This is a genomic window from Christiangramia sp. OXR-203 (genome assembly GCF_034372165.1).
GTDB lineage: Bacteria > Bacteroidota > Bacteroidia > Flavobacteriales > Flavobacteriaceae > Christiangramia.
Map to the genome: position 1 here is coordinate 2,381,986 of NZ_CP139698.1, position 15,754 is coordinate 2,397,739.

At 35.3% G+C, this 15,754-nt stretch carries 13 protein-coding genes and 1 tRNA gene; 9 read left to right on the forward strand and 5 right to left on the reverse strand.

The genetic code is table 11. The annotated features are described in order from the left end of the window. Positions 1-364: 364 nt before the first annotated feature. Positions 365-550 (reverse strand): hypothetical protein, encoded by a 186-nt coding sequence (locus T8I65_RS11055; protein ID WP_322300665.1) that lies wholly within the window; start codon positions 548-550, stop codon positions 365-367. 479 nt (positions 551-1,029) lie between these two features. On the opposite strand from T8I65_RS11055, the gene T8I65_RS11060 reads away from it, so the two are divergent. After that, positions 1,030-1,386, forward strand: a complete 357-nt coding sequence (locus tag T8I65_RS11060; protein ID WP_322300666.1) for an STAS domain-containing protein — start codon at positions 1,030-1,032, stop codon at positions 1,384-1,386. A gap of 473 nt (positions 1,387-1,859) precedes the next feature. Then, positions 1,860-3,053: a glycosyltransferase gene (locus T8I65_RS11065; protein ID WP_322300667.1), complete on the forward strand. Its 1,194-nt coding sequence runs from the start codon at positions 1,860-1,862 to the stop codon at positions 3,051-3,053. Between the two features lie 75 nt (positions 3,054-3,128). On the opposite strand, the gene T8I65_RS11070 is transcribed toward T8I65_RS11065, so the two are convergent. Beyond that, the gene (locus tag T8I65_RS11070; RefSeq protein ID WP_322300668.1) at positions 3,129-5,120 is read right to left on the reverse strand and encodes a response regulator; all 1,992 of its coding nucleotides are present in this window, start codon (positions 5,118-5,120) and stop codon (positions 3,129-3,131) included. Next, positions 5,121-5,933, reverse strand: coding sequence for an alpha/beta hydrolase (locus T8I65_RS11075; protein ID WP_322300669.1), 813 nt, complete (start codon positions 5,931-5,933; stop codon positions 5,121-5,123). It lies immediately after the preceding gene. A gap of 1,736 nt (positions 5,934-7,669) precedes the next feature. On the opposite strand from T8I65_RS11075, the gene T8I65_RS11080 reads away from it, so the two are divergent. Further along, positions 7,670-8,101, forward strand: a complete 432-nt coding sequence (locus T8I65_RS11080) for a hypothetical protein (RefSeq protein ID WP_322300670.1) — start codon at positions 7,670-7,672, stop codon at positions 8,099-8,101. A 10-nt stretch (positions 8,102-8,111) separates the two neighbouring features. After that, positions 8,112-9,794 (forward strand): zinc-dependent metalloprotease, encoded by a 1,683-nt coding sequence (locus T8I65_RS11085; protein ID WP_322300671.1) that lies wholly within the window; start codon positions 8,112-8,114, stop codon positions 9,792-9,794. A 170-nt stretch (positions 9,795-9,964) separates the two neighbouring features. Here the strand turns inward: T8I65_RS11085 and T8I65_RS11090 are convergent, their stop codons facing one another. Continuing rightward, entirely contained in the window at positions 9,965-11,188 is a 1,224-nt protein-coding gene (locus tag T8I65_RS11090) for a site-specific integrase (RefSeq protein WP_322300672.1), read from the reverse strand. A gap of 216 nt (positions 11,189-11,404) precedes the next feature. Continuing rightward, positions 11,405-11,479 (reverse strand) — tRNA-Pro (locus T8I65_RS11095). Positions 11,480-11,597: 118 nt separating this feature from the next. Here T8I65_RS11095 and T8I65_RS11100 point away from each other — a divergent pair. From T8I65_RS11100 to T8I65_RS11120, 5 genes are all read left to right on the forward strand, one after another. Then, a complete protein-coding gene (locus T8I65_RS11100) occupies positions 11,598-12,788 on the forward strand; it encodes a PQQ-dependent sugar dehydrogenase (protein WP_322300673.1) in 1,191 nt (396 codons plus the stop codon). A gap of 4 nt (positions 12,789-12,792) precedes the next feature. Beyond that, positions 12,793-13,260 carry a c-type cytochrome gene (locus tag T8I65_RS11105; protein WP_141878234.1) on the forward strand — a complete coding sequence of 156 codons (468 nt, stop codon included), beginning with the start codon at positions 12,793-12,795 and terminating at the stop codon, positions 13,258-13,260. Between the two features lie 120 nt (positions 13,261-13,380). Next, the gene (gene udk / locus T8I65_RS11110; RefSeq protein WP_026914810.1) at positions 13,381-13,989 is read left to right on the forward strand and encodes a uridine kinase; all 609 of its coding nucleotides are present in this window, start codon (positions 13,381-13,383) and stop codon (positions 13,987-13,989) included. Positions 13,990-14,008: 19 nt separating this feature from the next. Next, positions 14,009-14,323, forward strand: coding sequence for an FtsB family cell division protein (locus tag T8I65_RS11115; RefSeq protein WP_322300674.1), 315 nt, complete (start codon positions 14,009-14,011; stop codon positions 14,321-14,323). 25 nt (positions 14,324-14,348) lie between these two features. Then, entirely contained in the window at positions 14,349-15,749 is a 1,401-nt protein-coding gene (locus T8I65_RS11120; protein WP_322300675.1) for a methylmalonyl-CoA mutase subunit beta, read from the forward strand. Positions 15,750-15,754: the final 5 nt, after the last annotated feature.

Consider the following 15,754-nt stretch of genomic DNA (forward strand, 5'->3'; position numbering starts at 1 on the left):
TTTCATCATATGAACAAGGTTTTCAGTTTTTAAATTGCGTTACTACAATGTAGAGTGCTATGGTTTGCAAAAGATCATTTTTTTACGGGAAATTTACTAATTGTAGCTAGTAATATTGCCCAAATCTAGTAAAATATCAGGAAAGATTTACACTTAGTTTGTTGGTTACTTACTAAGTATTTAGGTGGTTAGGTGAATAAGCCGGGGAGTGGTCTCCGGCTTATTATTTATCTAGTCTATAGTAAATTTAACCATAGACGTGTGCTTACGAATTTTTTAAAATATCAAAGTGTTTTGAATTAATATCATATTTATGCTATACATCCAAATAAAAAAATACTATTAACAGGATCTCCGTAGCCTCTTAATTCTTTCTGACTGGCTGGTAAAATATCTTTTTGACCAATATATTTTTTCTACTTTCCGAAACTCCGGTGATCGCAGTATAAACTTCTAATGGGATTTCGACATCTATATTCTTCAGTTTGTTCTTCTTTGCCCCCAGTACCTTGATGTAATTCTTAGAAGTTCTTCTCTTTTTCTGGCGCATCAATATTTTTCTTTATAAAACTGCTTCTCTCTATTATTAGTTTTACTATAATGAAGGGTGAAAATGTATGTTTCGTATTCTGTGTAAATTATTTATTTGAAAAATAATTGCGGCAAAACTGATAGTGTCCCATTCTAAAAAGGTGTTCGCAGGTAGTGATCAATTACAAAACTGTAGAAGATATATTTTTGAAAAGATAAGGGATTGGAGTTCGAGCTATTAGTATTTATTAATAGGTAGGTATTCATTCCATTATTAAAGTTAATTTAGATTTGGCAAGCTACTCAGTTACAGCTGTAAACTACATCTAAGAAAAGGATTAAGAATTACTACTCGTCCATTAAACTGATCTTATCGACGAAATGAATCCCCTCTAAATCCGGTATATTCATCTACAGTACGATGTCATTCATCGAATAGTATCATACTTTCCTAGCCTTAAAAACGATCTTAAAGCTCATAAACTTTAAATTAACATTATGACCCTAAATATTTATGAGATCGAAGGAGTTTTTGAACTACAAGGTGATGTTACAACCTACAATGCTCAACAAGTCGAAATGTACTTTGAAGTTATGTTGAGGTTAAAACCTCAAGTAATTATCAACTTGTCCAGACTTGAAAGTATGGATGTTGCAGGTGTTTATGCTTTCTGTAATCTATTGAATCAAGCATCAAAAGAAGGAAAGTTCTTGCGTTTTGTTGGAGCAAACAATTTCAAGCTTCAAAATGCATTTCTTAACTCAGGATGCAATTTATTTGACTTCAATTATTTCGATTCAAGTGCAAAAAAACATTTTAAAAACTTCACTATACTTTCGAAAAAAGAACTTTAAATGGGATCGTAAATAAAGTAGCTCACGCTATTTTATATGATTGAATAGTGTTTGTAAAAAACATACATCTCTATTCCCTAGATGAAGGTATTAATATTTTTAATGTACCAGTATTACGGAGCCAATAGAAATCTCTTTAAAACACATAAACCTTAATCAAAATTTTTTGAAATGCAATTACACTAATTCTGTAGTTGAGAATATCTGAATTGGGTACACTGGTATTATGACCTGCAAAGTCATTATTAAATATTGTTTTCGAAAATAATTTCATCACTTCTTGTTTTGAACACAATATATTCACCTTCAGGTAACAAGACCTTCTCAATTTGGCTTCAGAATAACTAAAGTTGTAGTTATTTTACCAGACGTAGTCAAGAATTCATCGAAACCAATCTTCTACCTATCGAAAATATTCCTGCTAATAATATAATAATGAGATCTTCACAGAGAAAAATACTAGAACAAATACTTTGAAACTTGCTTTCATTAGTGCTCACCCTTACAGCATAGCTACCTTGAATAAATATGGTTTACGGCTTGCTAAACAATTGGCTCAAAAAGCCGAAGTTGATGAACTGGTATTGATCTCAGACCAGCGTGACCCTATACAGCTGGACAATAAAATTGGAAAATGTAAGATAAGTATTGAACAATCCAGGAATTCCAATAGTTCTAACAATATATTCAACATTTATAGAAATATTGTTAAACATCAGCCTGATGCAATTCTTTTTAATTTTCAATTCAATAAAACTGGATACAAAAAACTTTCCGTCGTCTTAGGTTTTTTATTAGCCTTAGTTTTTAGATTAAAAGGAATCCCAACGATCGTAATCCTTCATAAAGATCTTGAGGATACGGCTTCCATTAATGATAATTTATTGCATGAAAGATTTCTCTATAACATCGATTCCTTGATGAGAACCGGACTAACTAAAGTTTTACTGCAAGCAGATACTATCGCTCTTACTTCAGAAAAGTATATGAATATTGTAAGAGAAAAATATAATGCTCAAAATTTAATCCAAATTCCTCAAGAATCATTTAAAGCAATCCCTGAACCAAATTTTGACTTACCAAATGGACCTAAGAAGATTCTTACATTTGGGAAATTTGGAAAACATAAGAAAGTGGAAGCCTTTATTGAAGCAATTATAAAATTAAGAGCAAGTACCAATCAGGAACTTGAAATAGTAATTGCCGGAACAGATCATCCTACTACTCCAGGTTATCTAGCTGGAATAATGAAACAATATGATCATATTAAAAATCTTACGTTTACGGGATTTGTAGATGAGGAAAATGTTGCAAAGAATTTCAAAGAAAGTACGTTGGTCGTCTTGCCTTATACTTCCGAAAGAGTGAGCTCAGGAATGCTACTTAAGGCTGCTTTTTATGGAAAAGCTGTCGTGATCCCAAACTTCAAAGATCTTGCTCTAAACATAAAAAAACAAGGATTTGCCGTGGATGTATATGAACCTGGCGATGTAGATTCACTCGCAAATTCCTTAAAATGCATTATAGTTAACGATTCATATAGAAGAACTATTGGCGAAATGAACTATAAGGCTTCATGTAGTTTGCCTATGGAGAAAATTGCTCAGTTATATCTTGATGAATTTCAAAAGCTATTTCGCGCTAAGATGAATTTAAATTTTGTTTGAATAGGTTGATTATTGTTTAGATGAAAAGGGTAAGAAGAAATTCTTATCCTTTTTGGTTTTCTGTTCAGCCCACATTTAATTCATTAAACTTTTCACATCTATATTCTTCAAGGAGATAATTACCTGGTGGAATTCTGCAGTGGCATTTTTAATGACAGCTTCTATTTCTTCAGAACTTGCGTTCTTATCTTCAAAACAACTCTGGCAGTCTCTTAGTAATTTCACCAGTTTATTAGACTGAATGTAGTATACCGACATGGTGCTTTTATGAATAAGCTCTGAGATTTGATTAGCATCCCGCAAATCTGCAGCTTTCTGAAAATCTTCTAAATAGTCTTGAAAAGCTGTCAGGGTATTGTTTATAAACTTCCGTAGAAATTCGGGCTTATTATTCGCCATTTTTACGAATCGTCTTAAATCAATAGAATTCTCAGAGGCTATTTTATTTTCTTCCGAAGAAATCACACCGAGTTTGTCCTTTTCCAATTCGCTAGTCTTTATACGGTCTGAAGCAGTAACTATATAATTTGAAATAAGTTTATGCAAGTCCTCCGGTCCAAATGGCTTGGAAATAAAATCATCTATTCCTGCACGATTGAGCTCAGCTTCTATTGCCTCCCTGCTCGTGGCCGATAATGCCAGGATCACAGGTTGTTTTTCAAGATAAAGGTTCCTAATGGTAGATGATGCTTCAAAACCGTTAATAACAGGCATATGAAGATCCATAAGAATTACATCGTAATTCTTTTTCTTCGCGGCTTCGATGGCTTTTTTACCATTTTTGGCGGTATCAAAATTGATCTTCCATTCCTTAAGATACTCTGAAATAACAAAAATATTGACAGGATTATCTTCAACGATCAGTAATTTTGCTAAATCCAATTTTTTTCTTTGAATGCTGTCATGGGCATCCATTTCATTTACTGAATTGCTGTACTTCTCATAAGTGATATCGAAGCTAAATTCAGAGCCTTCTCCCAGTACACTCGCTACTTTGATTTCACTTCCATGAAGCTTCAATAATTGCTGGGAAATTGTTAGGCCCAGACCTGTACCACCATATTCCAGATTCACTTCATAACTAGCCTGTGAAAATTCTTCAAAAATACTTTGCAACTTATCTTCTGGAATTCCAGTACCGGTATCAATTACACTGAAGTTAAGATCTAGTTTTTCTGAAGTTGATGCAGTAAGTTTTACGATTAATTTTACATGACCTTCGCAGGTAAATTTTATTGCGTTTCCCAGTAAATTTGTAAGTACCTGGCTAAGCTTTATGGGATCTCCTGAAATGTAATTGGGTATATTCTCATCTATTTCAGCAAGGAGCTCAATACCTTTTTCATTGCATTTCAATTTAAAGGTATGGATCAGGCTATTGACTAGAGTGCGAATGGCGAAAGCCTTTTTTTCCAACTGAAGCGCTTTAGCTTCCAATTTACTAAGATCAAGAATGTTGTTTACCAAGCCTAGCAGATTCTCAGAAGATAACCTGAGAATATCAGTATATTCCTTCTGTTTCTGGTCTAAGGACGTTTTAGTTAATAGATCGCCAATTCCAACAATGGCGTTCAACGGCGTTCTTATTTCATGACTAATGGTTGCAAGAAATTCTGCTTTTATCTGGGCAAGTTTTTCTGCCTTTAGTTTTGCATTCATCAATTCCTGTTCGTACTTCTTTCTATCAGAAATATCATAAACTGAAGCTCTGTAGCGATTCTCACGAACAGTAGGACCTTTTAATTCCTTGACATTAATGAGTGCGGGAAAAGTGGATCCATCATTTTTTCGAATTTCGAAATTGATTTCATTTGCAAAACCCTGGATCCTTATTAATGGAAAAAAATGAGTTTCGAAATACATTCTTCCACCCATTTTAAAAAGCTCATAGATCTTTTTCTCTCCCAGAATTTCATTTCTGTCGAATTCCAGCCATCCCAGTAAGGTCTTATTTATATTATATATCGTACCATCATTTCTGAATGAAACATATCCGCATGGTGCGTCATGATACAAATCTTCAGCAGATTCAAATATTTCAGGATTTTTTTGGGTTTCCTCTTGCATTTAGTCCTTCTTTTCCAGGTAATGTTTTATCGCAGAAATCGTTTCTTCCGGAGCACTTAAGTTTGGACAGTGTCCGGTTGCATCGATCAATTTTAAGGTACTGCTCGTAATTTTGTCGCTAACATATTCAGCAACTGTGAGTGGTGCGATAGCATCTTCTTCGCATTGAATGATCAAAGTAGGTATTTTAAGATCATTTAGATCTTCACGATTGTCTGAAAGGAAAGTAACTTTCGCAAAATGCTTTGCTATCTCCGGGTTTGTTCTACAAAAACTATTGGTTAATTCTTCCCCTAATTCTGGTGTCTCTGGATTTCCCATAATAACCGGCGCCATTGCAGATGCCCAGCCAAGGTAATTGCTTTCCAGGGTTTCCAATAATTCATCGATATCCTGCTGACTAAATCCACCTTTATACCCTCCTTTATCTATATAGCATGGAGAAGGTCCAATCATGATGATATTAGAAAATAATGTTGGCTCCTTATTAGCTGCCAGCAATGAGATCATTGAACTAACGGAGTGACCAACGAGGATAACATTTTCCAGGTCCAATGCATGGCAGATTTCCAGAATATCGTCTGCATAACCTTGCAGGCTATTGTATTTCTGTATATCATAATAGGCTTCATCAGAGTTTCCAGACCCTACATGATCGAATAAAATGACTTTATAATCATCTAGAAAGGCAGGATAAACGAATCTCCACATATAGTGATCACAACCATAACCATGCGCAAAAACAATAGGCTGCCGACCATTTCCCCTAATAGTAACATTATTACGTTTTAATACGTCACTTTGATCGATCATAGCCATAGAGATTAGCTTGCTAAATTATGATATAATTTTAAGAATTGTGGAATTAGGCTTTGAGTTTCGAAATTAAAAAATAAAAAAATACTATGGAGCTATTGATTTCGTCCCTGAATATTCACAATGCCATTAATTTATTCTAATTCAAGGTATTGTGATTTTGCAGTAAATAGAAAGACTTTCATCCTTAAATAACAAAAGTGGATACAGACATTTCAAGAAACCTGGACATAAAAAAAGGTAACAACATGATCTTCATGAAATTACCTTTTAATCTTCTTTAATAAGTCGGGGTGGCAGGATAATTTATTTTTGCATAAACGCCCTGTCCACAATACTTTCACTGCTAATTATTTAGATGCTTCACCGAATGATTCACCAAACTTCATAAAACAAAGAAGATTAATATTATTTGCTCGTCTTTGTATTATAAAGATATAATTTTCTTTAAAAACAAGCTTGCCCAAAAGCCAATTTTCAGAGTTTTTACTACTAATCAAAAAAAGTAAATTTTTGCGATAGATTACCTTGTCAAACTTACAAGGGGTATTTCTCATTTATTTTTGAAAAAAAATGAAGGGGGAATAGCAAGAGGGTAACGGGCAGAGCCACGTTACGACATCCAATTCCCCTAAATATTCAATGAGTTTATCGCTTTGTGATTTAAAAATACATTCTATTTTTCACGCAAAAACCTTTGAAACGCTTGAAAACAAGCAGATTTTTCACGCAAAAATCTAATTTGTACAATGTTATCCAGCCCGTCGAAATAACCCAAAAGATTCATTTTGAATTTGAATTTAAAAATGTTTTTTACGAAAAAACCTTCGCAGCCCAGTAAAATTGGCAAGGATTTTAGTAAAAAATATCTATTTTAGAATACAATTCTTACAGAAGTGATAGAGTAAAATATCTCCAAAATTACTACAGTAGAATTAGATTTCTGGAAGAAACAAAGAGCCTTCACCACATTTCCTTTCTCTTCGCAAAAGCTTCGTTTCAGGAAAAGCGGCTTAATTAAAAGGTCTTGGACACGAGCCAAAAAGCTATGAGTAAGTTGGATGTGGATGATAAACATGCAAAACCTTTTTGACTCAAGTCCGCCAGATTGGTTTTCATGACCTTATTCTACAAAACGATCCAGATCTACCTTTCAATCCTCATCTGCTATTCTTGCATCGCCTTACCATTTAATGCTGAAATAACAGGATTTAAAATTAGCGGACTGCATAAAGCCGCTTTGCTTTTTATAAGTCCTTATTAATTTCAAATCCTGAATTATATATTGACATCAAAAGGTAATGCAAACAGCTCTGAAAGAAGTAAATTAGAAAAGCTGAAATCTTTTCATTTAATCTTACTGGGATCCATTCAATCAAAACAAAAGGAAAATGCTCCAGGTAAAAAAAGTAAATTTTTATATTAGAGAGTGATGTTATTTTTTATTAGGTTTTAAGGATTTTATTTAAGGGGTTTTTAAGAAAATTGGCTTAAAGACGGACAACTAGATCACTTCACGAATTAAGAAAAAAGAAGACAAAGCAAGATGTGTCATTGTCATGACAATCTTGCTTTGCGCCCGGAGGTTGCAAAGAATACGGAATTTCAGCATTGAATATAAAACCGTATATTTAAAGATATCTTAAAAAGCCAATATTTTAACGCAACCATTTAATATGTTTTGCATCTATTCAATACACACTACTATATCCTAAATCTAAATTCACTTACCCATGAAAAATAAAATATTAATATTTTGTCTTCTTCTTGTCTCGCTTATCGCCTGTTCTAGTGATGATAATAAGAATAAAAATGAATTGCAAGAAGAATTGGATATCACGGTAGAAAATATCAAGGGAACTTGGTTGGCAGTCGAATATAGTGATCATTCAGGCAGTGACTTCCAACCTTACCAGTCTATAGAGAAAGATGATCAATATACTTTTACATTTAAAAGTGACCTTTCTTTTTTAAATACCTCTAACTCACAATGCAACGGATTCTATGAGGTAAATCAAGAAGATAGGAAGCTTATTTTATATTTTGAGAGTGGTTGCAGTTCAGAAACAAGCGTTTCCACTGTTGCAGAAATTACAAATGATTTAATGATTTTAATTAGATCAGCTGGTGATGAGGCAGTAAAAATTAAATATAGAAAGCAATAACCTAACTAATATGCCTAAAAAACTACTTGTACTTTTAATGATATTCTTTCTATTTCCAATAATTTCTATCGCTCAAAATGATATATGTGGAACTCCTGACAATCCTTTAACTCAAAAAACAAAGGATTTAATAAATCAGTCAAAAATGATGCAAGTAGAACTTTGTGTAAATATACGGTTTCATATTTTACAGAATTCCTCAGGAGATAGTGCAGTTCCAGATTCGCATATTAATTTAATCTTAAATGATTTAAACTTGGCTTTTAACCAACATCAAATCTTTTTTAACAACGTCGGGATAAATCATATTCAAAACGATACATATTACAACATTGATGATAATGGGGATGATGAGGGTGTAACAGAATTTAATGGATTGATAAGTCTGAATGATAATGATCCCAATGCAATTAACCTATATATCGTTAACGATGCCGAAAGCTTTGGAGGAAGAGCCCAGCGTCCAGGGAATTCTACTGTAATCGCTTCGAGTTCAGTTCTATCAACAACTAATGCTCATGAGATTGGCCATAATTTTGGTTTACTACACACGCATTCTACTGCTTCTGGCACAGAGAATATAGAACGTTCTGGCTCTAATGCTAACTGTAACCAAGCCGGAGATGGCTTTTGTTCTACACCTGCAGATCCCAATTTATTAAATCAAATTGTCGATCCTCCAGTATATAAAGTTGATACTAGCTGTAATTATACAGCTGCTGAAACCAGAAATGGTTTGCCTTATGATCCTGACACAAGTAACTTTATGTCCTATTCCAGACGCTACTGTCGGGATAGTTTTACCCAAGAGCAAGGTGATTTCATGAATGTAATGATACAGACAGAATCAGTATTGCAACAAACTGTTAGCTCTATTTGTACAATCCCAGAAATTGTAGGTAGTGATTTCATCTGTATTGGATCCAACTACACATATATATTACAGAATCCACCTTCTACTTATAATTGGTCAATTAGCAATAATATGGATATAGTTACTTTTACAAGTTCTTCTATTACTGTGAAAGCTAAATACTCAACAAGTCAAGGGAATGGTTTTATTACGGCAACCTATAATAATGGAGCTGAAGCTACAAAAGAAGTCTATGTGGGAAAACCTTATGCTAACCTACCGCAGGCACCAAACCTTTGCACAAACAGTTTTTCAGACCCATATACTCTCCCAGCTTCTGACGGTGCAACTTCCTATAGACTAGAATCAGGTTCGCCAAATTTACAAATTAATGGTCAGAGTGAAGTTACCTTTACAAACGCTCCAGTGCCATTAATTTATTTTTCTTCCAGCAGCCCTGGTACTTATTTAGTGCAACTATTTACATCGAATCCTTGTGGAGGAGAAAGTAGAGGTGCAATGTATGTTACCTCAGAAACCTGCGGTTTGGGAGGTCCGGGAGGATTTAATGTATATCCGAATCCGGCATCTAGCGAAGTCACTATAGAGGCTAATCCAGAAAAATCAAACAGCACTTATGAAACGCAAAGTTTAGTAATCGCACAACCTACTCAACTCGCGAAATTATATGATTTTAACGGATCCTTTGTCAAAGATATAGAGCTTGATCCATACGGAACTACCAAACTGGATGTCTCTAACTTAAAGGAAGGCATGTATTTTCTAAAAATACAAGTTAAGGAGGAAGAGGAAACTTATAAGATAATTGTTAGACGATAGATTATATAACCTTTAATATAAAAAGGGATTCTATTTTCTAATAAATAGAATCCCTTTTTTGAATAATTTTGGTAAACTTAAGTTTCTAATTTTTTCCCCGAAAAATCTATTTTTTATTGCAACCATCGGTGGTAATAAAGATTTTGCCGACAGGCACACATCTTACACTCCTAAACATATGAACTAAGTTTGTCTTTCAATGCCAGCATATCTTCACTCAATTTATTTTCCAAAACTCTTGCATAAATTTGTGTAGTTGATAATTTCGTATGGCCCAATAGCTTAGAAACTGTTTCAATAGGCACTCCATTAGATAAAGTTATTGTAGTGGCAAAAGTATGCCTGGCAGAATGAAAAGTGAGGTTCTTTTTTATTTTCAATTGCAACATAATCTCCTTTAGATATTTATTGACCTTTTGATTAGAACATACCGGAAACAAATAATCATTTGAAGTAATTTGGTGCCTGTATTTATCTAATAGAAATTGCGCCTGGGGAAGTAATGGCACTTTTACGGTTTCATCAGTTTTTTCCCGTTTGGTAAAGATCCAGTTACTCCCATCAATTCCTTTTACAATCTGATGAATAGTTAATTCTTTAATATCAACATAAGAAAGCCCAGTATAACAGGAAAAAATAAAAATATCTTTTACTTTCTCTAAGCTACTTCTAGTAAATTCGGTAGACTCTACTATTTGAAGCTCTCGCTTACTTAGGTATTGCCGCTCATTCTTTTCAAACCGGAATTTAAAGTTATTAAAAGGATTTTTAACTAACCACTCTAGTTTAATTGCCAGATTGAGCATCTTTTTAAAGCGCTCCAAGTGTTTCATCGTGCCGTTATTGCCACAAGTCTTTCTGGAAACCTTTGCAGAATACTTGCGCAAAAACTGTTCAAAGTCGGTTACAAACCGGTAATTGATTTGCTTAAGGATGATGTCATTGCAGGTCATTTTCTTCTTTAAAAACTCCTTTAAATAAGTTTCAGTGGTATAATAATTTTTGAGCGTTCCGGGTTTTAGCACATTTCTCATATGAGAATTATGATAATCCATGAGTTCCAATAAGGTTTTCTTATGATCATCACTCCCGTAGAAACGAGCTTTGATACTTTGGGCGGAGATTATTTTATTCTCTGAAGATAGTTGTTTGTGGCAGTCAAGCAACTTATTGTAAACCTGGTCCAAATACTGGTTCAGGATTCGTGATTTTGTAGCTGTTCCCCTGGCGCGTCCTTTTGAGGCGTCCCAATGATTCACCGGAATTGATCTTTTTAGACTGATTTCGGAGCGTCTTCCATTGACAGTAATTCGGGTGTAAATAAATAATTTCTTCGTCTCATCATGATGTTTGCGAACAAAGAATAATACGGAAAAGGTAGTGTAATTAGGCATTTCAAGCGTCTTTAATGAAACAATCAGTTAGCAAAGACGAAAGTCAAATCAACTAAAATGCCTTATGAAGTTAAGCAATTATTTGTAATAAATGATTCACCGAATGATTCACCAGACTTATGCTTTTAAATGATATTATTTGATATCCCTAAAAACAAAAAAACACTGAAAATCAAGAGATTAACAGTGTTTTGTATCCACTTATTAGGTGGTTCGTCGGGGTGGCAGGATTCGAACCTGCGGCCTCCTGCTCCCAAAGCAGGCGCGATAACCGGGCTACGCTACACCCCGAAAATGCTTTATTTAGCATTAATTGGGCGGCAAATATAAGAATAAATCATATCCTACCATGGAAAGTTTCATTTTTTTATATCTTAGTTCAAACATTGCTGTAAAAAAGAAAAGAAATATGAAAAATTATATTGCATCCATAGGTATTCTACTTTCAGTTTATGCCTGTGGTGATTCTAAGTCTGAAAGCGATCTTTCAGAAAATACAAATGACCCTGTTGCCGAGCCCGGAGATACTTCTGAAGAAGGTCAACAGGTACCAGCCCCTATCGAAGCTGGAGTTTCAGATGCTTATGGATTTGAAATGGTTGTTGAAGGGCTGAATATCCCATGGGGTTTTACATTTATGCCGGATAAGAGCATACTTATTACTGAAAAAAACGGTGATATCATTCATTTTAAAAATGGTGAAAAGATCCAGATTTCCGGTGGTCCTGAGGTTTATGATCGCGGTCAGGGAGGTTTACTTGATGTGGTGCTTCACCCAGAATACGAATCTAATGGCTGGATCTATTTCTCCTATGCTTCCCCGGAAGGTAATGCAGATGGTGGGAATACTGCCATTATGCGTGCAAAACTTGAAGGCAACAAACTAACTTCAAAAGAGGTGCTTTACAAAGCTTCTCCAAATACAACCAAAGGTCAGCATTTTGGCTCCAGGATAGCTTTTGATAAAAACGGTTACCTGTTCTTTAGTGCTGGTGAAAGAGGTGAGCGCGATGTAAACCCACAGGATATCTCTCGTGACAACGGAAAAGTTTACAGGTTAAATGATGATGGTTCTATTCCATCAGACAATCCTTTCGTTGGTGAAGAGAATGCCGTTGAAGCGATCTATTCCTACGGACATAGAAATCCGCAGGGAATGATTCTTAATCCTGAAACCGGAGAGATCTGGGTACATGAGCATGGACCAAAAGGTGGAGATGAGATCAATGTTGTAGAGAAAGGCGCTAATTATGGTTGGCCTGTAGTGACTTATGGTGAAAATTACAGCGGGACGCCTATTACCGACGAACGCAGCAAACCAGGAATGAAAGATCCTATTTTCTACTGGCTACCTTCTATTGCTCCTAGCGGATTCGCTTATGTAACTTCAGAAAAATTTCCAGAATTGAAAGGCAACCTTTTAGTAGGATCTCTAAAATTTCAATATCTTGAACTCCTTGAATTGGATGGTAAAAAGATCACTAAAAGAACCAAACTTATTGATGGTGCAGGACGTATGCGCGACGTAAGACAGGGACCAGATGGAGATATTTATGTTGCCATTGAAGGAAAAGGAATTGCAAAATTAACCAACAAATAATCACATGAAGAAACTACTTTTCGTATTTGGATTAGCCGCGATGGTGGCTTGTAAATCTGATAAAAAAGAAAATGAAACCGAAGATGAATCTTACGTAATTCCTTCTTCGGAAAAGTCCAGCGAACAAACGCCGCTAACTGCAAGTATTAAGAGAGGAAAAGGTATTTATTCAGATCTTTGTGTGACCTGTCACTTACCAAACGGGAAAGGGATTGCAGGAACCTATCCTCCACTCGATGGTTCAAACTGGCTTACAGAAAAGCGTGAAGAAAGCATTCGCGGTGTTAAATATGGAATGAAAGGTCCTATTGAAGTGAACGGTGAGAAATATGACAACGTAATGACTCCAATGGGCTTGAGTGACCAGGAAGTTGCAGATGCAATGAACTACGTCATGAACTCCTGGAGCAACAATATAGACGATATGGTGACGGTTGAAGAAGTAGCTGCTGTCAAGGAAAGCGCTGAGTAAGAAACCATCAACAATTTCAAAACCGACTTTTACAAGTCGGTTTTTTTTATTTCGAAAGGCGTGCTCCACTTTCCGAAGATTTTTAAAAAGTAATATTACCTTTGCAAAAATTCTAGAAACATGCTAATTATTGGGATCGCCGGTGGTACCGGGAGTGGTAAGACTACGGTTGTAAATCAAATCATCGATGAACTAAAACATGAAGAGGTAGATGTAATCTCCCAGGATTCTTACTACCAGGACACCTCTCATCTTACTTTTGAAGAGCGTAAAAAGATAAATTTTGACCATCCCAAATCAATAGATTTCGATCTTCTGGCTGAACATTTAAGACAGTTACGCGCTGGTCATAACATTCAGCAACCGGTTTATTCTTTTAAGGAACACAATAGAACCGGAGAGTTTGTAGAGATACATCCTCGAAAAGTAGTGATCGTTGAAGGGATCCTTATCCTCACCCATCCTGAAATTCGCGATCTTTTTGACATCAAGATCTACGTTCATGCAGACAGTGATGAGCGATTGATTCGGCGTTTAAAACGTGATATTGCAGATCGCGGTCGTGATCTTGAAGAAGTGCTCTGGAGATACCAGACGACTTTAAAACCAATGCATCAGCAGTTTATAGAACCTACCAAAGAATTTGCTGATATCATCATTCCTACCAATCGCTACAATACGGTGGCTGTTGACATCGTTCAGACTATTATCAAAGATCGCTTAAGCTAATTTTGTATCTTTAAAAACTATGAAATTAAAAGACCTGCGTAAAAAACGATGGTTCCGGTTTATCAGCAACAAATATGTACTGATAAGCATTATTTTCATAGGCTGGATGTTCTTTCTGGATACTAATTCCTGGTTTATACATCATGAACTGGATTTGGAAATAGAAGAACTTCAGCGAAATAAAAGCTATTATCAGGAAGAGATCGCGAAAGACAAGGCTATCATCGAAGATCTTCAGGATTCGGTGCAACTCGAACGTTTTGCCCGCCAGAAGTACTATATGAAAAGACCCAATGAAGATATTTATATTATCGAGTACGATACTATAGATTGATCTCGCCCGCCAAAAAACTAAAATCATGAAGCAATTGTTATTTCAGGAATTTGAAAATGTTTCTGCAAAGCAATGGAAACAAAAGATCCAGGCAGATCTTAAAGGTGCCGATTATAACGAGAAACTGGTTACCAAAACTCTCCACGGCATTGATATAAAACCCTTCTATTCTTCGGAAGATATTTCAGAAAGTCTTTCGATCCCCAATCCGGCTCACTGGAACATCTGTGAAAAGATCTATATCACTTCTGAAGCTTCCGCAGTGAATAAAGCCAAGGAGAAACTACAGAAGGGAACTGAATCTTTATGGTTCATTTTAGCTTCTGAAGAAATCGATTTCGTAGAAATTCTGAAGTCGATATCTGAAGAAGTTCCGGTTTACCTGCAATGTGAATTCCTGAATTCAGAATTTATTCTGAAGCTGGATAAGGAAATTAGTAAGACTAATCGAAAGGTTTACTTGCGCAATGATATTATAGGCAACCTGGCCCGATCTGGAAACTGGTTCGAAAACCTGAAATCTGATCATTCAGAATTAGAAAATATTATACAGAAAAGCTCAGGTTTTGCTTCAGTATTAAGCATTGACCTGGGTTTATATCAAAATGCGGGGGCAAATATTCCGCAGCAACTGGCATATTCACTTGCCCAGGTTTCAGAATATCTACATTATTTTGAAGGACTGGAATCAGAAAAGAAGGCGAGTATTAAAATTCAATTTTACGTTTCGGTAGGATCAGATTATTTTTTCGAAATTTCAAAAATAAGAGCATTACGCTGGCTATTTGCTACCATTGCACCAGAATTCGGGTTCCATAAAGATTGTCATATTGTTGCTGAACCAACAAAACGAACTAAAACCTTATACGACTTCAATGTTAACCTGCTTAGAACCACCACAGAAAGTATGAGTGCGATCCTTGGAGGTGCAGACAGCATTTGCAATTTGCCTTACGATGCGATCTACCATAAAAATAACGAGTTTGGTGACCGCATTGCCCGCAATCAATTGCTGGTGATGAGACACGAAAGCTATTTTGGAAAAGTAGGAAATGTTGCTGAAGGCACTTATTATATAGAAAGCATCACACGCCAAATTGCTGAAAAAGCTTTACAGATATTCAAGGATATCGAAAAAGGTGGCGGTTTTTTAAAGGAGCTTAAAGAAGGAATTATTCAGAAAAAGATCAAACAAAGCGCGAAAGAAGAACAACTTAAATTTGATTCGGGAGAATTGATCCTTATTGGAACTAACAAATTTGAAAATCCTGAAGACAGGATGAAAGATGATCTTGAGTTATTCCCTTTTTTAAAGCAGAACCCAAGAAAAACGCTTTTACAGCCAATCCTGGAAAGAAGATTAAGTGAAGCGATGGAGCAAAAACGACTGGAAAAGGAAACTTCTGCAGAAACCTCTCAAAATTAAGAAAG